At 63.3% G+C, this 18,950-nt stretch carries 14 protein-coding genes and 1 riboswitch; of the genes, 10 read left to right on the top strand and 4 right to left on the bottom strand.

The window, feature by feature from the left end; translation table 11 throughout:
• Nucleotides 1-319 precede the first annotated feature (319 nt).
• The 5 genes from FLM52_03935 (at nt 320) to cobO (ending at nt 10,533) form a co-directional block, all read left to right on the top strand.
• Entirely contained in the window at nt 320-3,565 is a 3,246-nt protein-coding gene (locus FLM52_03935; GenBank protein NVN54945.1) for an FAD-binding oxidoreductase, read from the top strand.
• Between the two features lie 278 nt (nt 3,566-3,843).
• Nucleotides 3,844-5,790, top strand: a complete 1,947-nt coding sequence (locus FLM52_03930) for a sodium:proton antiporter (GenBank protein ID NVN54944.1) — start codon at nt 3,844-3,846, stop codon at nt 5,788-5,790.
• 261 nt (nt 5,791-6,051) lie between these two features.
• The gene (locus tag FLM52_03925; GenBank protein ID NVN54943.1) at nt 6,052-7,293 is read left to right on the top strand and encodes a NupC/NupG family nucleoside CNT transporter; all 1,242 of its coding nucleotides are present in this window, start codon (nt 6,052-6,054) and stop codon (nt 7,291-7,293) included.
• 225 nt (nt 7,294-7,518) lie between these two features.
• A riboswitch (cobalamin riboswitch) is annotated at nt 7,519-7,790 on the top strand.
• A gap of 133 nt (nt 7,791-7,923) precedes the next feature.
• Nucleotides 7,924-9,810 carry a TonB-dependent receptor gene (locus FLM52_03920; protein ID NVN54942.1) on the top strand — a complete coding sequence of 629 codons (1,887 nt, stop codon included), beginning with the start codon at nt 7,924-7,926 and terminating at the stop codon, nt 9,808-9,810.
• Between the two features lie 123 nt (nt 9,811-9,933).
• Nucleotides 9,934-10,533 (top strand): cob(I)yrinic acid a,c-diamide adenosyltransferase, encoded by a 600-nt coding sequence (gene cobO, locus FLM52_03915; protein ID NVN54941.1) that lies wholly within the window; start codon nt 9,934-9,936, stop codon nt 10,531-10,533.
• Between the two features lie 21 nt (nt 10,534-10,554).
• On the opposite strand, the gene FLM52_03910 is transcribed toward cobO, so the two are convergent.
• Nucleotides 10,555-11,475: an ABC transporter substrate-binding protein gene (locus FLM52_03910; protein ID NVN54940.1), complete on the bottom strand. Its 921-nt coding sequence runs from the start codon at nt 11,473-11,475 to the stop codon at nt 10,555-10,557.
• Between the two features lie 108 nt (nt 11,476-11,583).
• Here FLM52_03910 and FLM52_03905 point away from each other — a divergent pair, with 108 nt between their 5' ends.
• Entirely contained in the window at nt 11,584-12,402 is an 819-nt protein-coding gene (locus tag FLM52_03905; protein NVN54939.1) for a DUF541 domain-containing protein, read from the top strand.
• Nucleotides 12,403-12,509: 107 nt separating this feature from the next.
• On the opposite strand, the gene pyrF is transcribed toward FLM52_03905, so the two are convergent.
• Entirely contained in the window at nt 12,510-13,211 is a 702-nt protein-coding gene (pyrF, locus tag FLM52_03900; GenBank protein NVN54938.1) for an orotidine-5'-phosphate decarboxylase, read from the bottom strand.
• Nucleotides 13,212-13,505: 294 nt separating this feature from the next.
• On the opposite strand from pyrF, the gene FLM52_03895 reads away from it, so the two are divergent.
• On the top strand, nt 13,506-13,952 hold the full coding sequence (locus FLM52_03895; protein NVN54937.1) for a helix-hairpin-helix domain-containing protein: 447 nt from the start codon (nt 13,506-13,508) through the stop codon (nt 13,950-13,952).
• A gap of 648 nt (nt 13,953-14,600) precedes the next feature.
• On the opposite strand, the gene FLM52_03890 is transcribed toward FLM52_03895, so the two are convergent.
• On the bottom strand, nt 14,601-15,107 hold the full coding sequence (locus FLM52_03890) for a peptidylprolyl isomerase (GenBank protein NVN54936.1): 507 nt from the start codon (nt 15,105-15,107) through the stop codon (nt 14,601-14,603).
• Between the two features lie 68 nt (nt 15,108-15,175).
• Nucleotides 15,176-15,703, bottom strand: coding sequence for a transcription/translation regulatory transformer protein RfaH (gene rfaH, locus FLM52_03885; GenBank protein ID NVN54935.1), 528 nt, complete (start codon nt 15,701-15,703; stop codon nt 15,176-15,178).
• A gap of 253 nt (nt 15,704-15,956) precedes the next feature.
• Between rfaH and FLM52_03880 the strand changes: the two genes are divergently transcribed.
• The 3 genes from FLM52_03880 (at nt 15,957) to FLM52_03870 (ending at nt 18,920) form a co-directional block, all read left to right on the top strand.
• Complete coding sequence (locus FLM52_03880) at nt 15,957-17,162, top strand: AmpG family muropeptide MFS transporter (GenBank protein NVN54934.1); 1,206 nt, start codon at nt 15,957-15,959, stop codon at nt 17,160-17,162.
• A 226-nt stretch (nt 17,163-17,388) separates the two neighbouring features.
• Nucleotides 17,389-17,748, top strand: coding sequence for an STAS domain-containing protein (locus FLM52_03875; GenBank protein ID NVN54933.1), 360 nt, complete (start codon nt 17,389-17,391; stop codon nt 17,746-17,748).
• Nucleotides 17,748-18,920, top strand: a complete 1,173-nt coding sequence (locus tag FLM52_03870; protein ID NVN54932.1) for a polysaccharide export protein — start codon at nt 17,748-17,750, stop codon at nt 18,918-18,920. The genes FLM52_03875 and FLM52_03870 overlap by 1 nt, the downstream gene beginning before the upstream one ends.
• Nucleotides 18,921-18,950 lie beyond the last annotated feature (30 nt).

The raw sequence follows: 18,950 nt of genomic DNA, 5'->3' as shown, positions 1-18,950 counted from the left end.
CTTCAAGGAAAGAAGCAGCGGGGATGTGGCGTGACAGTCTGCCTTGCGATGCCAACGGTACCACTGAGGCGGCGACTGACGCCTGACAATCGCCCGCAGCATGTGCACATCGCCCCCCCTTGTGGCTTGCATTCTGGCGCACACACCTTGATTTGATGACTCCTCACAGCGTAGTCACTCCTCACTCCTTTCACCTGAATTCCCGTCTCGCGAGTGACGCAATGCCGCGCTGGGCTGGGGCCACACGCCCAGCTCAGGTAAGCTTAGGCCCATTGGCCCTGGATGCCTGCCTGACGCGACTCACTGCCCGAGCGAGATCATGACCGAACGCCTGCTGGATATGCCCGCCCCCGTCGATTCTCTCTATCTGGACTTCCTGGCCGCCCTGCGAGATGCAGGCTTTGCCGGTGACATCAGTCCGGACTACGCCAACCGCACCGTGTTGTCGACCGACAACTCGCTCTATCAGGTGCTGCCTCAGGCCGTGGTCTACCCGCGCCATGCCGAGGATATCCAGTGCATCGCGCGCCTCTCCAACGAGTCACGCTTTTCGGGCGTCACCCTCGCGCCACGCGGCGGCGGTACCGGCACCAATGGCCAGTCGCTCAATGACGGCGTGCTGGTGGATGTCTCGCGGCACATGAACCGCATTCTCGAGATCGATGTCGAGAACCGCCGCGTGCGCGTCGAGGCCGGTGTGGTGAAGGACCAGCTGAATGCCGCGCTCAAGCCGCATGGCCTGTTCTTCGCGCCGGAACTCTCGACCTCCAACCGCGCCACCATTGGCGGCATGATCAATACCGATGCCTCCGGCCAGGGCAGCTGCGAATACGGCAAGACGCGTGACCACGTGCTGGCGCTCGACAGCGTCCTGCTCGACGGGACACGACTGTCGAGCCATGCCATCGACAACGCCGAGCTCGAGATACTGTGCGCACGTGAGGATCGCGTCGGTGAGGTCTATCGCACAGCACGCGCGATCGCCGATGAGCGCGCCGAGGAAATCGCCGACATCTTTCCGCCGCTCAACCGCTGCCTGACCGGCTACGACCTCGCCCACCTGCGCGAGGCTGATGGGCGTTTCAACCTCAACAGCCTGCTGTGCGGCGCCGAGGGCACGCTGGGCTTCGTGGTCGAGGCCGAGCTGAATGCATTGCCCATCGCACCCTGCTCGACGCTGATCAACCTGCGCTACGCAAGCTTCATGGACGCACTGCGCGACGCCAAGGCGCTGATGGCGGTCGAGGGCAATCGCCCGACCTCCATCGAGACGGTGGATGACACCGTGCTCAACCTCGCCATGCAGGACTTCGTGTGGGATAGCGTCGAGGAATTCTTCCCGGCCAGTGCCGAAGGCACCCCGGCCATCGGCGGCATCAACCTGATCGAATTCAATGCCGACAGCGAAGAGGTGCTGGATGCCAAGGTCCGCGCCTTCAGCGAGCACCTGGCCAGCGACACCAGTGTCGAGCGCCTCGGCTTCACCGAAGCCCGCGGGCGGGCGCAGATCAGTCGTGTCTATGGCATGCGCAAGCGCTCGGTGGGCCTGCTGGGCAATGTCGACGGCGAAGCCCGCCCGCTGCCCTTCGTCGAGGACACCGCCGTTCCGCCGGAGCACCTGGCCGATTACATCGCCGAGTTCCGTGCCGCGCTGGATGTCCGTGGCCTGCGCTATGGCATGTTCGGGCATGTCGATGCCGGCGTGCTGCACGTGCGCCCGGCGCTGGACATGAAGGACCCCGCCCAGCAGGCGATGATCCGCGAGATCTCCGATGAGGTCGCCGCCCTCACCCACAAGTACGGTGGCCTGCTGTGGGGCGAGCACGGCAAGGGCGTGCGCTCCGAGTACTCGCCACGCTTCTTCGGCAGCCTCTACGGTGCGCTGCAGGATGTGAAGGCGGCCTTTGACCCGCACAATCAGCTCAACCCGGGCAAGATCGCCTCCCCGCGCCTGCCAGTGGCGCTGGTCGACGACGCAGGCGCGAGTGATGCTGATGCCAGCGAAGGGGGCAACGAAGAGAACAGTGAGAGCGACAAGCGTGATCATGCTGACAGCGCCGTCGAGGCCTTCGACCCCCGCTTGATGCGTATCGATGACGTGACCATGCGTGGCGATCTCGACCGCCAGATCGATGAGCGCGTGTGGCAGGAATACGCCAGCGCCGTCTACTGCAACGGCAACGGCGCCTGCTACAACTACGACCCCAACGACGCCATGTGCCCGTCGTGGAAGGCGACTCGCCAGCGCATCCACTCGCCCAAGGGGCGTGCCAGCCTGATGCGTGAGTGGCTGCGCCTGGAAGGCAACGCCGGACGCGACGTGATCGCCGAAGCCCAGGCTGCGCGTACGCCGGGCCTCAAGGGCACCGGCATGTGGCTGGCGCGTCTGCCGGCGCGCATCAGCGCCTCGCTCAAGGCACGCCGTGCCGGCACCACACAGGCCGAGGGTCAGTCTGACGCCAACTTCGACCAGCAGGTCTACGACGCCATGTCCGGCTGCCTGGCGTGCAAGTCCTGCGCGGGCCAGTGCCCGATCAAGGTCAACGTGCCCGATTTCCGCAGCCGCTTCCTCGAGGTCTATCACCATCGTTATCAGCGTCCACTGCGCGATTACCTGATCGGCAGCCTCGAATTCGTGCTGCCGTGGGCCGAGCGCGTCACGCCGCTGTATAACGGCCTGCTGTCCAATCGCCTGGTCAGTCGTCTGCTGGAAGGCCCGATCGGCATGGTCGATGCGCCGCGCCTGTCACGCGCCAGCCTGCGCAGACAGCTCAAGAGCTGGGGTGTGTCCGAGGCGACGCCGACCCAGCTGGGCCGTCTGACCGAATCCCAGAAGGCCAGAAGCGTGATCCTGGTGCAGGATGCCTTCACCAGCCACTTCGAGGCCCAGCTGGTGATCGACATCATCGAGCTGCTGTCGCGACTCGACATCCATGTCTTCGTGGCGCCCTTTGCCCCCAACGGCAAGCCGCTGCAGGTACAGGGCTTCACCGGCGCCTTCCAGCGTACCGCACGTGCCCAGGCCGAGCGTCTCAAGGCGATCGCCGACTTCGGCGTGCCGCTGGTCGGCATCGACCCGGCGATGACCCTGACCTACCGTCAGGAGTACGTGAAGACCCTCGGCCCGGACGCCACGCCCGACGTCCTGCTGCTGCAGGAATGGCTGACCAGCCTGCGCAAGCTGCTGCCGGTCGGCGTCACCAGGACGATTCTCGGCAAGATGGACCCGGGCATGAAACTCTTGAGCCACTGTACCGAGAGCACCAATGCCCCGGGCTCGGCCAAGGCCTGGCAGCAGGTCTACGCAGCCTTCGGCCTCAAGCTCGAGACCATCGCCACCGGCTGCTGCGGCATGTCCGGTACCTACGGCCACGAAGCGCGCAATCTCGAGACATCACGCGCCATCTATGACCTGTCGTGGAAGTCCGTGGTCGAGGATGATGACAATCAGGGCAAGCTGGTCGCCAGTGGCTATTCGTGCCGCAGTCAGAGCAAGCGTTTCTCGGACAGCCAGTTGCCGCATCCGCTGCAGGCATTGCTGCCGCTGCTGCGTCGCGCCCAATGAGGGATCGTGTCTGCCCGACGCCATCACGCGGGCACGACAGAGAAAGGAAATGAGGAGAGCGCTATAAGGCAACGCGACGTTGCATACCACGGAATCAATCGCTAGGCTGCGCCCTTTCGGCCTGCCGCGCGGCACCTGAGTGGCGCCTGCCCCCTGCTTGCCTGTACAGGCAAGCAGGAGCAAGGGCCACTGACAGACGGCTGAGACACAACGAAACGATGAGCGGTGACCGCAACAGTGGCACCGCTCATTTTCGCTGACTCCAAGGAAGACATCCGATGACCGAACCTGCTCTGGCCCTGACCCTGATCGGTCTGATGGCCCTCGGCTGCCAATGGCTGGCCTGGCGCATGCGTCTGCCCGCCATCCTGCCGCTGCTGATCGTCGGCATCCTCGCCGGCCCCGTCACGGGCTGGCTGAAGCCGGATGAGCTGCTCGGCGACCTCTTGTTCCCGCTGGTCTCGCTGGCGGTGGCGGTCATCCTGTTCGAGGGCAGCCTGACGCTGGACTTCAAGGACCTGCGCGGCCATGGCCATATCGTCAGGCGGCTGGTCACCACCGGCGTGGTGATCACCGGCGTGATCGGCACCGTGGCCGCCCACTATCTGCTCGACATGCGCTGGGAGATGGCCGCCGTGCTTGGCGCCCTGCTGGTGGTGACAGGCCCGACGGTGGTGATGCCATTGCTGCAGACGCTGCGCGCGCGCGGCAACCTGACCCAGATCCTGCGCTGGGAAGGCATCATGATCGACCCGGTCGGCGCGCTGCTGGCGGTACTGGTCTACGAGTACGTCGCGCTCGGCATGACCGGCAATGCGGCCTCGCATACCCTATTGCTGTTCGCCCAGACGGTGGGCCTCGGGCTCGGCATGGGGGCACTGGGTGGCTGGTGCTGGGGGCTGGTGCTGCGTCATTTCTGGCTGCCCCAGAAGCTGCACAACTTCGGCACCCTGATGGTGATGCTGGGGCTGTTCGCCATCTCCAACACCCTGTTCCATGAATCCGGCCTGCTGACCGTCACCGTGATGGGCGTGTGGCTGGCCAACATGCGCGGTGTACCGACCCAGCAGATCATCGAGTTTAAGGAGACCCTGACGGTTCTGCTGATCTCGGGACTGTTCCTGCTGCTGGCGGGGCGCCTGACCGTCGAGCAGCTGTCCCTGCTGTCGTGGCCGGCATGGATCTTCCTGGCAGTGTTGATGTGGGTCGCACGCCCCCTGACGGTCTGGCTGTGTACCCTGGGCAGCGGGCTGACGCTGCGCGAGAAGGCCCTGCTGGCCTGGCTCTCGCCGCGCGGCATCGTCGCGGCAGCGGTCGCTTCGCTGTTCGCCCTCAAGCTCGAATCCCAGGGCATCGAGGGTGCCGAGATGCTGGTACCGATGACCTTCCTGGTCATCATCGGCACGGTGGTGATCCAGAGTCTGTTGTCGCGCCCCATCGTCAAGGTGCTGGGCGTCGGCGAGCCGCCGCCCTCGGGATTCCTGATCCTGGGCGCCAACTCGGTGTCGCGCCAGATCGCCCGTGAACTGGTCGATGCCGGCTTCTCGGTGCGCCTGACCGATACCAACTGGGACGCGGTGCAGGAAGCGCGCATGGCGGGTCTGCCGGTCTACTACGGCAACCCGCTGTCTGAACATGCCGCCCAGCATCTCGAGCTGACCGGTATCGGCCACCTGATGCCGCTGTCGCCCTATCGCGAACTCAATAGCCTGGCCGCGCTGCACTTCGAGCACATCCTGGGCCACGGACGTGTCTTCCGACTCGCCGAGGACAATGGCAAGAATGCCAAGCGCCAGCAGGACCAGGCGCTGGGGCATCTGCCGCTGCTGTTCGATGGCAAGATCACCTATGCCAAGCTGGCGAGCCTGCTGTCTCAGGGTGCACAGTTCCGACGTGCCCGCATCACCGAGAGCTTCAGCCTCGAGGATTACCGCAAAATTCACGAAGAGCGCCTGCTGCCGCTGTTCTGCATCAGCAGTCAGGGCCGCATCCGGATCGCCAACACGGCCGTGGCACTGGAGCCCAAGGCTGGCGAGACGCTGATCAGCCTGATCCATGCCGACTCGCCGGAGCTGAACAAGCCTTCCCAGCCCAGGACCGATAAGGCGGAAGCTCCGCAGGCCGACAAGGACACGGCCGGCAAGTCATCACAGACTTCACGGACGCCGCCGGGCTCAGGGTCTGGCCCTCTGCCGGCCAGTCGACTGCCGGGCGCGGGCACCTGACAGGGGGATAGACTCAGTATCACGTCGGGACATCACGGCGGTACCAAGGGGAAAGCACGAGGCTCGCTCATGGCGGGCCTCGTGCGTGTTGACGAAGGCACGCCGCGCGCGATTCACAAAAAATGCGTCAAACGTTAGTGGCAGACTCCGACAGAGGGCAAAAATACTGGTAGAGTACGCGCCAGTTTTGGCCATACCGTCCTGTGGCCAGCGCTATTGCCTTGTCCTCAACGTAACACCTACGCATTCAGGAGCTGCTTGATGCAGATCGTCATGGGCCTGGTGGGCATCTTCGCCCTGCTGGGGATTGCCTTCCTTCTCTCAGAAAACCGACGCGCCATCAGCCTGCGCACCGTACTGGGTGCCTTTGCCATCCAGGCGATGCTGGGGGCCTTCGTGCTCTACGTGCCTGCCGGCAAGAGCATGCTGCTTGGCCTCAGCGAAGGTGTACAGGCCGTAATGTCCAGTGCCAACGTCGGCATGGACTTCCTGTTCGGCGGCCTGGTCAGCGACAAGATGTTCGAAGTCTTCGGCGGAGGCGGCTTCGTGTTCGCGCTGCGCGTACTGCCGATCATCGTATTCTTCTCGTCACTGATCGCGGTGCTCTATCACCTGCGCGTGATGAACGTCGTGATCAGCGTGCTCGGCGGCGGCCTGTCGAAGGTGCTCGGCACCAGCCGTCCGGAGTCCCTGTCCGCGGCCGCCAACATCTTCGTCGGCCAGACCGAAGCCCCACTGGTCGTGCGCCCGTTCATCGCCGGCATGACCCGCTCGGAGCTGTTCGCCGTGATGACCGGTGGCCTGGCCTCGGTGGCCGGTTCCGTACTGGTGGGCTATGCCTCGCTGGGCATCGACCTCAAGTACCTGTTGGCGGCTTCCTTCATGGCGGCGCCGGGTGGCCTGCTGATGGCCAAGATGCTGATCCCGGAGACCGAGACCAAGACTCAGAGCGTCGAAGAAGCGCTGGGCAAGGACATCGATCGCCCGACCAACGTCATCGACGCTGCCGCCTCCGGCGCGGCTTCCGGCGTGCAGCTGGCGATCAATGTCGGCGGCATGCTGCTGGCCTTCATCGCGTTGATCGCGCTGGGCAACATCATCGTCGGCTGGGTCAGCGGCCTGTTCGGCTATGAAGACATCACGCTGCAGCTGCTGCTGGGCTACGCCTTCGCCCCGGTGGCCTGGGTCATCGGCGTGCCGTGGCACGAAGCCATCCAGGCGGGTAGCTTCATCGGTCAGAAGCTGGTGCTCAACGAGTTCGTCGCCTTCGCCGATCTCGCCAGCCACCAGATCAAGCTGTCCGAGCACTCTGAAGCCATCATCATCTTCGCGCTGTGCGGCTTCGCCAACCTGTCCTCTGTCGCCATCCTGATGGGCGGCCTGGGGCTGATGGCACCGAACCGTCGCGGTGATATCGCACAGATGGGCATGAAGGCGATTCTCGCCGGCACCCTCTCCAACCTGATGTCAGCGAGCCTCGCTGGCCTGTTTCTGTCGCTGTAAGACGCTTGGTGAGCGTCACTCGCCAGTGAGTGACGCTCACCAAGTGACATCTCGACAACGTCCGCCCAATGCGGGCGTTGTCGTATCTGGCACACCCAATGACTTAGCCTCTTCTTACCCTCTTCTCACCCTCTGCTCGCCCTCTGACTTCTCCCCTTGCATGGCTGCGACTGAGCGGCCATGGGTGCCAGTCAGCGCAACGCCGGTTTGCCGATTGACTCCCTCACCCCCGCCCCAGACAATGGTTCACGTTGAAGCCAGGGTGTTCGGGAAACGGGTGAAAACCCCGTACTGCCCCCGCAACGGTGATCGCAACGCTCATGCAGGTCGACCACGATCAACAAGATCGACACGGCCAGCCACTGCCTCCGGGAGGTCCTGTCAATCAGACTTCCCCCAAGGGAAGGAGGTGGGAAGGCGCATGAGTGGGTGAGGCTCCTGCCGATGGAGTCCACCAGGCGTCAGTCCGGAGACCGGCCCTCGCTTCCACACTGGTTGATGCGGAGGGCCTCACCAGTGGCAAATCAGCCCAGCGCGCGCCTTTTCAACGAGCGCACGCAGGGATGATGTGTGTTCACGCACCCTGTCACGCCTGTCCTCCTCATTGCGTCCGACGCTTGAGGATCATTCATGAAACACAACAACACTCGTGGTCGCGCATCCGCGCAGGCCAGATTCACCCTCGTCGGTAGCCTGCTGCTGCTGACCCCGCCCACCTTCGCTGCTGATGATCTGACCGCGGATTCCTCCGATGATCTGGAGACCGTTCAGGTCACCGCCAATCGCATTCCGCAGCTGCAGAATGATGTGCTGGCCAGCACCGACGTCATCACCCGTGACGAGATCGATCGCCTGCAGGCCAATTCGCTAGTCGATCTGCTGCAGTCACGCAATGGCATCGAGGTCGCCCGCAGCGGCCCGATGGGCAGCCAGACCAGCCTCTTCATGCGCGGTACCGAGTCCGACCACACCTTGATTCTGGTCAATGGTCAGCGCGTCGCCAACAGTGCCGATGGCCTGGCGCATTTCGAATTCTTGCCACTCGCTGCCGTCGAGCGTGTCGAGATCGTGCGTGGTCCGCGCGCCAGCGTCTACGGCGCCGATGCCATCGGTGGTGTGATCAACCTGATCACGCGTGGCGGCAGCGAAGTCGGTCAGTATGCAGAAGTCACCCTGCGTGCCGGCAGCGACGGCACCTTCCGCCAGAACGCCCAGTTCAGCTCGGTGGAAGACGACACGCGCCTCTCGGCCAATCTCCATCATGATGAGAGCGATGGCTTCTCGGCCCGCGATACCGGCAGTGAAGATGATGGCTACGAGGCCACGGGCGCCGAACTGCGTCTTGGCCACGACTTCGGTCAGCAGGCCACGCTCAGCCTCGGCGTCGCCAACACCGAGACCGATTACGACTATGACGACTGCTACGACAGCAGCTTCAGTGCCTCGGAAGACTGCCACGGCGAAGGCAGCCAGATGGTATTGGATGCCAGCCTGTTGACGCACCTGAACCCGAAATGGGACATGACGGTCAGCGTGGCGCGCACGCGGGATGAGTACGAGAACACCGAAGCCGGCAGCGATGCCGGGCGTGTCGCCAGCACCCGCAATGAGGTCGGCCTGCGCCACGACTTCTACACCGACCTCGGCACGCTCAGTCTGGGGGTGGACCATCGCGAGGAAAGCCTGGATGCCGATGGCCCCTACTTCACCGCCGAGGGCTACAGCGTCGATAGCCGCTATGCCACCGGCGTCTACGGCAGCTGGCACCTTCAGCAACAGCGTCATCATGTCACGACCAGCCTGCGTTACGACGACGACAATCGTTATGGCCATCAGATGACGGGCGGCTCCAGCTACGCCTATGATCTGACGGCCGCGCAACAGCTCGGTGCCAGCTATTCCAGCGCATTCAAGGCACCGAACCTGATCGACCTCTACAGCCCCTACGGCTCCGGCAATCCGGACCTCGATGCCGAGACCTCCACCACGGCCGAACTGTTCTGGCGCCTGCAGGAGCAGCGGTGGCACGTAGGCGTCAATGCTTTCCAGACGGATATCGACAATCTGATCAGCTACGAAGGTGCCAATTTCACGCCGATCAATATCGATCGCTCACGCATCCGTGGCATCGAACTGAGCAGTGGCTGGCAAGGTGATGCGCTCAGCGTGAACCTTGCCATGACCTGGCAGGATCCGGAGGACCGCGATACCGGTGAGCAGTTGAAGCGCCGCGCCCAGCGCTTTGCGCGTCTGGACGCCGATTACGCCCTCGACGACTGGAGCTTCGGTGCCACGCTGCGTGGCAGCGCCAGCCGCAGCGATACTGATGCGGACACCTACACCGACACTCGTACCGCAGGCTATGGCGTTTTCGATCTGCGCACCAGCTGGCAGGTGATGCCGAACGTCAAGTTGAGCGCCAAGCTGGATAACGTCTTCGATCGCGATTACCAGCTGGTCAATGGCTACAACACCCAAGGCCGTTACGTGGAAGGCGGTGTCACCTTCTTCTTCTGATCGGCTTTCCCCTGGGCACCTCTTTCGAAGAGCCTCGGGCGTTAGCCAGCCACACATGGCACAGCACCGATCAGGGCACCGTCCCCCGGGTCGATGCTGTGCCTTGACTTACGGAGCATACGCATGACGGACCGCAATACCCGCCACAAGGTCGCGATGGAAAAGCTCAAGTCGCGTGTCGATGACAAAGTGGCACAGGCCACTGAGGAGCGCGGCCAACTGCTGGTCTTCACCGGCAATGGCAAGGGCAAGACGACCGCCGCCTGGGGCACCATCACCCGCGCGCTGGGCTATGGCTACAAGGTCGGGGTCATCCAGTTCATCAAGGGGCTGTGGGAATGTGGCGAGCGCGAACGTCTCGCCGAAGATGCCAATCTCGAAGTGCATGCCATGACCACCGGCTTCACCTGGGATACCCAGAATCGTGAGGCCGATACCGCTGCCTGTCAGGCCGTGTGGCAGCAAGCGCAGCGCCTGATGCGCGATGACAGCGTCTATCTGGTGGTGCTCGACGAGCTGACCTACATGGTCAAGTTCGGTTATCTGCCGCTGGAGGAAGTGATGACGGCACTCGAGAATCGCCCGGCGGAACAGACCGTCATCATCACCGGGCGCAATGCCAATCGTGAGATCGTTGCCTGTGCCGATACCGTCACCGAGATGACCGAGATTCGCCATGGCTTCAATCACGGCCTCAAGGCGCGTCGCGGCATCGATTTCTGAGCGTGCTGCAACTGGACGCGCTTACTGTGCCGCCTGCACCTTCGCGATGGCAGCGCAGACCTCTGCCATCGCCTCGACGCTGCGCGGCCCGGGACGACTGATCAGGTCAGGATTCAGGCCGGCCAGCGCCACTCTGGATAGCGGCCCGGCATCGGCACGCCAGGCAGCCACCCAGTCCCTGCGCGCCTGCCCCTGTGCGACCGGGTGCAGAATCAGCTGCGGGCTGGCCAGCCACAAGGCTTCCCGGGTGATCTGCGGCACCACGGCCGGTGAATCCGTCAACAGCGGCTCGCCGCCGCAACGCCGAATCAGCTCATTGACCAGATGGTTGCCGCCCAGGGTCGTCGTCGGGCTCTCGCCCAACTGGAAGAAGACCGGCAAGGGCGCGATGCCCTGCACATGGGCCTCGCTCTCCAGCTGATCAATGCGGGTCTGAAGCGCCGCCACCCGCTTGTCCGCGATGTCTTGAGTACCCAGCAAGGCGCCAAGCCGGGCGATATTGGTCAGCACGTCACCCAGTGTCCTGGGTTCGCTGACGAAGACGGACATCCCCAAGGTCGCAAGCCGCTCGTGCATCTCATCGGAAAGTCCGCTACCCCACGCCACGATCAGATCGGGCCGTGCACTCAAGAGTGCCTCCAGGTCGGGGCCGTGATAACTGGCCAGACGCGGCAGTTCGCGCACAGCTGGTGGAAAGTCACTGCCCTGACTGACGCCGATCAAGACGGGCAAGCCACCCGCCGCCGCCACCAGCTCAGCCGCGTGGGGAGCCAGGGTGACCACACGTTGGGCTGGCTGCGACAACGTCACGACCTCACCCGCATCATCCCTGACCACCAGAGGCGCCGCCAGAATCGGCTGCGCCATCGCGCACGCCATGATGAGGGCAACGACTTTCCCGGCCAGCCCTTGCACGCACTGCAGTCCCTTGTGTGTCTTCACGCATTGTCCCCATAGCTGCTACTTTCGAGTCTTGCGTTGCTGCCCTTGTCACCGCCCTGACTTTCAGACGGCAAGGCTGTCACTTTACACAAGGAAGTTCTCATGCTGATGAAGCACCCTGTCACTGCTCAGAACTCACTCGCCCGACGCTTGCGTCACACCGCCTTGCTATGCGGTCTGGCACTCAGCGCGACGACTGCCACGAACATCGCTCGGGCCGATCAGGCGCCTGCGCCCGCGCTCGTGCATGTCAGCGCCAGCGCCAGTCTGGAAGCGGCGCCCGACGAGGCGACCATCGAGGCACGTCTGTGGGAGAAGACACCCGCCCGCAAGGTAGATGACAAGGCCCCGGACAGCAAGGCCGAGGGTCAGGCGGCCCGCAAGGCACGCGAGTCACTGGAATCACGCATGACGACCCTGATTCAGGCACTGGAGAAAGCGGGCATCGACAGCCGTCAGATCAGTGCCGGCAGCCTCAACCTGCGCCCTGAGCAGTACTACGAGCGCAACAATGGTCAGCAGCAGCCCCAGCAATGGCGCCGTACACACCTCGAACGCCCGATCAGCCTCGCTCTCGATGACCTAGACAAGGTACCGGAAGTCATCGACCTGCTGCTGGGCGCTGGCGTCAATCAACTGGCCGGTGTGCAGTATCAGATCAGTGAACGGGACGCCCTGGAAGACAAGGTGTTGAAGGAGGCCTTGACCAAGGCACGCCACAAGGCACAGCTGATGGCCGAGACCCTCGGCGCGACCCTGGGCAGCGTGCAGTCGGTCAATGAGTCCTCACACAGCCCACGCCCACAGATGATGGCAATGCGTGCCGACATGGCAGAAGCCAAGAGCAGCGGCAGTGAATACCGCCCCGGTGAGCTGAGCCTCGAGAGCAGCGTTCAGGTCAGCTGGCATATCAAGTCTGCCGATTGAGGCAGTCGCGCAAAGCGTGAGCGAGTGATCACTGCCATGAAAAAGACGCCAGCCGCAGAGTCTGCGACTGGCGTCTTTTTTTGCCCATAAGGCAGGCAATCAGCCGATCAGGCGCCCAGCTCCTGCTCGATCAGCGCCAGCGCAGCCAGCGGATCCTGCGCCTGGGTGACAGGACGCCCGATCACCAGATGGGTGCTACCGGCCGCCATGGCTTCACCGGGCGTCATGGTGCGCCGCTGATCACCGGCCTGCGCAAAGCTCGGGCGAATACCCGGCGTCACCTTGAGAAACTCCGCACCACACAGCGCCTTGAGGCTCGGGGTCTCACGTGCGGAGCACACCACACCGTGCATGCCGCTCTGCTGGGCGAGGGCCGCCAGCCGCTCGACCTGCGCAAGCGGCGTGACATCCAGCCCGATACCGGCCAGATCGGCCTGTTCCATGCTGGTCAGCACCGTCACGGCGATCAACTGGGTGTCGAGGCCGCGAGTCGAGAGTGCCTCGGCGGCGGCCTGCATCATGCGCGCACCACCAGAGGCGTGGACATTGGTCATCCACACGCCGTGCTCCGCTGCCGCCAGCACGGCCTGGGCGGTGGTATTGGGGATGTCATGGAATTTGAGATCAAGAAAGACCTCGAAGCCGCGTTGATGCAGTGCCTTGAGAATCTCGGGACCCACACGCGTGAACAGCTCCTTGCCCACCTTGACGCGACAGCGGGCAGGATCCAGCTGGTCTGCCATGGCAAGCGCAGCTTTCATGTCCGGGTAGTCGAGGGCGATGATCAGGGGGGAAGTCGTGGCAGGCATCCGGGCTCCAGGCGATGTGGCAGGCGCAATGACGGGAGGTCATGGGCTCGGGGCAACATTATAGCGCTCGGCTCTATGGTTGTATGCCCAGGGAAAGACGAATCGAATCAGCAGGCTAACGCTCTTAGCGCTTTCTTGCGTTGAGCGCAGAAAGCCGCGTAAGGATGAGAAACCGTTTAAATCTAATTGACTACAAACCTAATACCTGAGCCAGAGTATTTCTCGCGCAGGGCCTCGGGTGGTGGCTCCGCGCACACCCAATCGACCACCCTGATGTGAGCATAGGAAGCGACCATGAAAACCCTGCTAGGAACACTTCTCGTGACCAGCCTGCTGGTACTGTCACCGACCAGCCAGGCCGCAGACATGAACATCAACACCGCCACTGCCGCACAACTGACCGAGCTCAAGGGCATCGGTGACAAGAAGGCCCAGGCCATCGTCGAGTGGCGCAAGGCGAACGGCCCCTTCACCGACGTGTCACAGTTGACGGAAATCAAGGGAATCGGTCCCAATACGCTCAAGCGCATGAACACGACATTGACGCTGGGCGAGCCGGGCAAACCAGGAAAGATGACCTCGTCCATCAACACGAAGAGCCCATCGCTCAAGCAAGACGTGGCTACCCAGAAGAACCAGGCTGTCAAGAAAGGTCAGAGCATCGACAAGACCACTACCCAGAGGGTCGTCGACTCCCACAAGGAAGTCGAGAGCCTCAAGACTGCCAGCAACAATAGTTGAGCCGTCTCGCCAATCAGGCAACCTCGTGTCAGTTGCGGGGTTGCCTGCCCATCGACTCTCTTCCTCCCAGAGAACTGGCAAGAATTGGCAAAAAAATTCAAATAGCGCACCGGCAAGCCAGCGTCATGCAAACGCGGTGCTCTAGCCATCCCCCTCTGAACCCCACAACCAAAAAAGCCGACCCGAAGGTCGGCTAGCGGGGTTTCCCCCTCCCCTGACGGCGAATCGGCACCTGCAAAAAAGCCCGATTCTGACAGCGGCCATCCTGGCCTGCCCCTTCCCCAAGGGGCTCCCTGAATGTCAGCCTCTGTCGGCAGCTGACACCTCTGCTTCTGACATCGATAGCTTTGATATCAACAGCTCTGATATCGCTAGCGCTTCCGCCTGTGCCGGCCTGCTGCGGCCTCGACAGGGACACTCTACCCCGCCACTCCCCGCGCGAATCTGATCTGCATCAAGTCCTGAAGGCTTCACGGATCGATCTTGGCGACTGGCGCGCAGCCGACTGATCCATATCAATTTTCTCCATCGCCATAGGCCCCAACAACAGACAGCCCCGCTGCCGAGGATTCCGGCAGCGGGGCTGTCTTTAGTTGAAAAGGGACTGCAACGAGGAGCTTGAGCGATACCCCTTTTGCAATGCCTACTTCAGCGACGCACCTTCTTGTCTTCGATCTCGGTATGGCTGACATCGAGACCGAGCGGATGACCGGCCGAGAGTTCGGCACGCGTGGCATCGCGCACATCCAGCACCTCGACTTCCCAGTTCAACGCCTGACCTGCCAGCGGATGATTGGCATCGACCTTGACCTGCTGCTCGCCGACTTCCAGCACCGTGACCGACCGCTGGCCTTCCGGCGTGCGGGCCTGAAAGCGCATCCCGGCGTTGATCTCGCCCGGGCCGAAGGCATCACGCCCGAAGTACTGCACCAGGCCTTCATCCCGCTCACCGAAACCTTCGGCAGGCGTCAGATTGACGACCTTGCGGTCGCCGACATCGCAGCCCTCAAGCGCGCTCTCGAGCGCTGCCAGAATATTGTCGTGGCCATGCAGGTAGTCCATCGGCTCACGCTCAAGGGAGCTATCCAGCACAGTGCCATCAGCGGTGCGCAGGGTGTAATGCAGGCTGACGACCTGCTGGGAAGTAATCGCCATGGGAACCACTCCAGAAGAAAGATGCAATGCGGTCTCGCGGATCAAGTCGGATCAGACAGGACGACAGCTCAGCTTTCGCTGCGCCGCAGCTGACGACTGGACAGCTCGACACGCTGTTGCTGATTGATCAGATTGAGCAGCACGATGACGCGCTCATCGCCCTTCGCGCTCTCGAAGACGCCACTGAGCGAACTCAAGGGGCCATCGATGATCTCGACCTGCTCGCCGGCGCGGAAATAGACATTCTCCGGCGGTTGCTCCTGGCGTTGCTCGCCGCTGGCGATCAGGGCTTCCACCAGAGGCGTCGGCACCGCCGTCGGCGTATTGCCGAAGCTGACCAGCTTGAGCACGCCACGGGTCGAGCGAATCGGACGCCAGTTGTCATCCATCTGATCAAGGCGTATGAACAGGTAATAGGGGAAGAGCGGCTCTTCGACCCAACGCAACTTGCCGCCGCGCTTCTTTTCCACCTCCAACAGGGGGTGGAAGACGTGAAACCCCTGATTGGTGAGGTTCTCTGCCGCACGGAAGGATTCCCCGCCCTTGCACTGGATCAGATACCAATGCGCCTTGGCAGCTTCTCGGGCTTCACTCATGATGACCTCTCATTGCCTGCCTGCCCCACTCATGCGTGTCTCGACCTGCATCATGCCTGTCGGCTGACCGGCAGGACAATGCATGGCTCTTGCCCTCAGGCAGTGCGACAATCCGGCCATGAATGACGCAAGCGGCAGATAGCCGCTCACCGTGCGTGTGACACGCGCGGCCACACCCTCTGCATGGACAGGCAAGGCTTTGACTTCAAAGGATTTACGCTTACTCGTTGGCCGTCATGGTATCACGTTCCTGATGGGCTTCGCCTCCGGGCTGCCACTGCTTCTGACCGGTAGCGTGCTGCAGGCCTGGATGACGGATGCCGGTGTCTCGCTTGACGCCGTGGGCCTGCTCGCGCTGGTCGGCCTGCCCTACACACTGAAGTTCCTGTGGGCGCCATTGCTGGACCGCATCATGCCACCGGTGCTTGGCCGGCGCCGTGGCTGGCTGATGATCGCCCAGCTGGCCCTGACCGCACTGATCGCGCTGCTTGCCCTGCAGGACCCGCACATGTCGCCGCTGACCATGGGCACCATCGCGCTGGCGGTCAGCTTCTTCAGCGCCACCCAGGACATCGTGATCGACGCCTATCGGCGCGAACATCTGCCGGACAACGAGCTGGGGCTGGGCTCCAGTTTCTATGTCTATGGCTATCGCATCGGCATGCTGATGGCCTCGGCCGGCGGCCTGGTGCTGGCCGACATGATCGGCTTCCGCGTGACCTACCTGATCATGGCCGCGACCCTGGGCGCCTGCATGCTGGTGACGCTGCTGGCACCGGAGCCCGAGGCACAGGCCGCGCCGCGCGCCCATCATCTGCATGAGATCCTGTGGGACCCCATCCGCCACTTCATGAAGCGCGATGGTGCCATCTGGCTGCTATTGTTCATCCTGCTCTACAAGCTGGGCGATTCCGTGGCAGGCAATCTGACCACGCCCTTCTACAAGGACATCGGTTTCAGCAACTCGCAGATCGGCGCGACCGTGAAGCTGTTCGGCCTGTGGCCGTTGCTGGCCGGCACCTTCTTCGGCGGCCTGCTGATCATGCGTATCGGCATCTATCGAGCGCTCTGGTGGTTCGGCATCCTGCAGATGGTGTCGACTGCCGGCTTCGTGTGGCTGCATCACGTCGGTGATTCGCTGGCGTGGCTCGCGGCGGTGGTCGCCTTCGAGAACCTGGCAGCCGGCATGGGCAGCGCCGCCTTCATCGCCTTCATGGGCGCGCTGACCGACAAACGCTTCACCGCCGGCCAGTACGCGATGCTCTCATCGATCATGGGGCTGCCGCGCGTGGTGATTGCCGCGCCCTCCGGCTATCTGGCCGATGCGGCCGGCTGGGACAGCTTCTTCTGGATCTGCACGCTGGCCGCCATACCGGGCCTGTTGCTGTTGCTGCGCTTCCGCCACTGGGGCGCGATGCTGGCCACGCCACACAAGTCACCCGCCATGTCGGGCGAGTGACAACGTCGTGCAGGCAACCTGGAAAGTCCGAAAACAGCAGGAGAGCCCGAAAACACCAAGGCAGAACCACAAAACCCAGCAAGAAAGAATGAGGCAAGTCAGCCGGCGTCGTTGACACTGTAACAGCAGGTAAACGATGCTTATGCGGCATAGTGCATAAAGATAACAAGCTGCACCGCAGGCCCAGCTGGGACCAGGCGGTGACATCAAGCACAGGGAGCCCGTCATGCCCATCACCACCCGGATTCACGAAGGCATCTTGATCACGCCGCCTGCCCAGCTGACAGGCGAGCTCGCGCGCTATTTCCGCCAGGAGATGCTGGCGATGATTCCTGAGCACACTGGCACGCTGGCGGTGGACCTCAGCCATGTCGAGGCCATTGATGCCGATGGGCTCTCGGTGCTGGTCAGTCTGCATGATGCGCTGTCCCCGGCGGCGCTGGTGGTGGTTGAACCCTCGCCGGTCATGCAGACAGAGCTGGAGCGCGTGCGCCTGTTCGAGCTCTTCGATATCTACTATCAGCGCGACCCGCTGCTGGAGTCGAGCGGCGACACGCGGACAGGGCCTTCTCGTGAGGTAGCCTGATGAAACGCGATCTGACTCGGCCCAGCTCCCTTTTCCGCTCTCTTCGACGCCTGCTGGGCGTCGCGGTCACGGCCGGCCTGATGGGCGGCTGTACGCCGATCATGCTGGACGACACTCCCGCCGAAGATCACTGGCAACAGGCGACCCACTGGCCGCTGGAACTGCCTGCACCTCATGCCGATGATCGCTTCATGCAACTGCCCGCGGGCGATGACCAGCGGTTGGCGGCAGGGGACCGACTGAGCGTCAGGGTCGCCGGCAGCGAACTCTTCGATGGCAGCTACGAGGTGGATCATGACGGACGCCTGCGCCTGCCGTGGCTCTCGCCGGTCGAGGCCTCCAACAGGACCATCGACACCCTAGCGGATGAGATCACCCGGCGTCTGGTGCAGGAAGAGCTGATTCGCCCGGGGCTGGCGCATGTCAGCATCCGGCTCGAGGAATGGGCGCCGCTGGCCGTCGCGGTGTCCGGCGCGGTGTTCTTCCCGGGCGAGGCGGTCATCAATACCCGCCTGCCCGAAGAGCGCATGGTGCGCCGCGATTTCGCCGGCGGCGATGCCAGTCAACAGCGCCGCCTGTCGGCGGCCTTGACCACGGCCGGCGGCATCCGCCCCGATGCGGACCTGAGCCATATCGAGCTGATTCGCGACGGCCAGACACAGATTCTCGACATGCGCGGCCTGATCGACGGCGAGTATGCCGCCAATCCCTGGCTGCGTGTGGGTGACCGCGTCCACGTGCCTTCCAGCGGCGCCTTCCAGGCCGCGCTGATGCGCCCCTCGCCTCTCACCGCGCCGGGCATCGTCATCTATGCCTCCAACCTGACCACCCCTGCCAACAACAACAACGTCAGCAATTACACGGTGTTGCGCTCGCAGGTGCCCTACGGCGTGCGCATGCTGCAGGGCGTGATCAATGCCAACTGCGTCGGCGGCATCCAGGCGACCTCCGGTTCACGTCGCGCGGTGCTGATCAGTACCAACCCGATGACGCATCAGCCGGTCGTGGTCGATCGCGGTATCGATGCCCTGCTGGCCAATCCGGCGGATGTGGGCGTCAATCCCTACCTGATGCCCGAAGATGTGGTCGGCTGCTATGACTCCGGTGTCACCAACATCCGTGATATCGCCCGCACGCTGACTGACCTGCTGACGCCGGCCACTCTGCTGTAACCCATCGCCTGTCCGTTGATGGAATGCGAC

The organism is bacterium Scap17, assembly GCA_013376735.1.
Classification (GTDB): domain Bacteria; phylum Pseudomonadota; class Gammaproteobacteria; order Pseudomonadales; family Halomonadaceae; genus Cobetia.
Note: the sequence above shows the minus strand (reverse complement) of the source record. Positions and strands in the feature narration are given on the sequence as shown.

Bases quoted from the DNA above. Each gene is read 5' to 3' on its own strand.
- pyrF (NVN54938.1), bottom strand. From the start codon at position 13,211: ATGCCTGCCACGACTTCCCCCCTGATCATCGCCCTCGACTACCCGGAC.
- cobO (NVN54941.1), top strand. From the start codon at position 9,934: ATGACGGACCGCAATACCCGCCACAAGGTCGCGATGGAAAAGCTCAAG.
- FLM52_03920 (NVN54942.1), top strand. From the start codon at position 7,924: ATGAAACACAACAACACTCGTGGTCGCGCATCCGCGCAGGCCAGATTC.
- FLM52_03925 (NVN54943.1), top strand. From the start codon at position 6,052: ATGCAGATCGTCATGGGCCTGGTGGGCATCTTCGCCCTGCTGGGGATT.
- FLM52_03930 (NVN54944.1), top strand. From the start codon at position 3,844: ATGACCGAACCTGCTCTGGCCCTGACCCTGATCGGTCTGATGGCCCTC.
- rfaH (NVN54935.1), bottom strand. From the start codon at position 15,703: ATGAGTGAAGCCCGAGAAGCTGCCAAGGCGCATTGGTATCTGATCCAG.
- FLM52_03935 (NVN54945.1), top strand. From the start codon at position 320: ATGACCGAACGCCTGCTGGATATGCCCGCCCCCGTCGATTCTCTCTAT.
- FLM52_03890 (NVN54936.1), bottom strand. From the start codon at position 15,107: ATGGCGATTACTTCCCAGCAGGTCGTCAGCCTGCATTACACCCTGCGC.
- FLM52_03905 (NVN54939.1), top strand. From the start codon at position 11,584: ATGAAGCACCCTGTCACTGCTCAGAACTCACTCGCCCGACGCTTGCGT.
- FLM52_03875 (NVN54933.1), top strand. From the start codon at position 17,389: ATGCCCATCACCACCCGGATTCACGAAGGCATCTTGATCACGCCGCCT.
- FLM52_03895 (NVN54937.1), top strand. From the start codon at position 13,506: ATGAAAACCCTGCTAGGAACACTTCTCGTGACCAGCCTGCTGGTACTG.
- FLM52_03880 (NVN54934.1), top strand. From the start codon at position 15,957: ATGGGCTTCGCCTCCGGGCTGCCACTGCTTCTGACCGGTAGCGTGCTG.
- FLM52_03870 (NVN54932.1), top strand. From the start codon at position 17,748: ATGAAACGCGATCTGACTCGGCCCAGCTCCCTTTTCCGCTCTCTTCGA.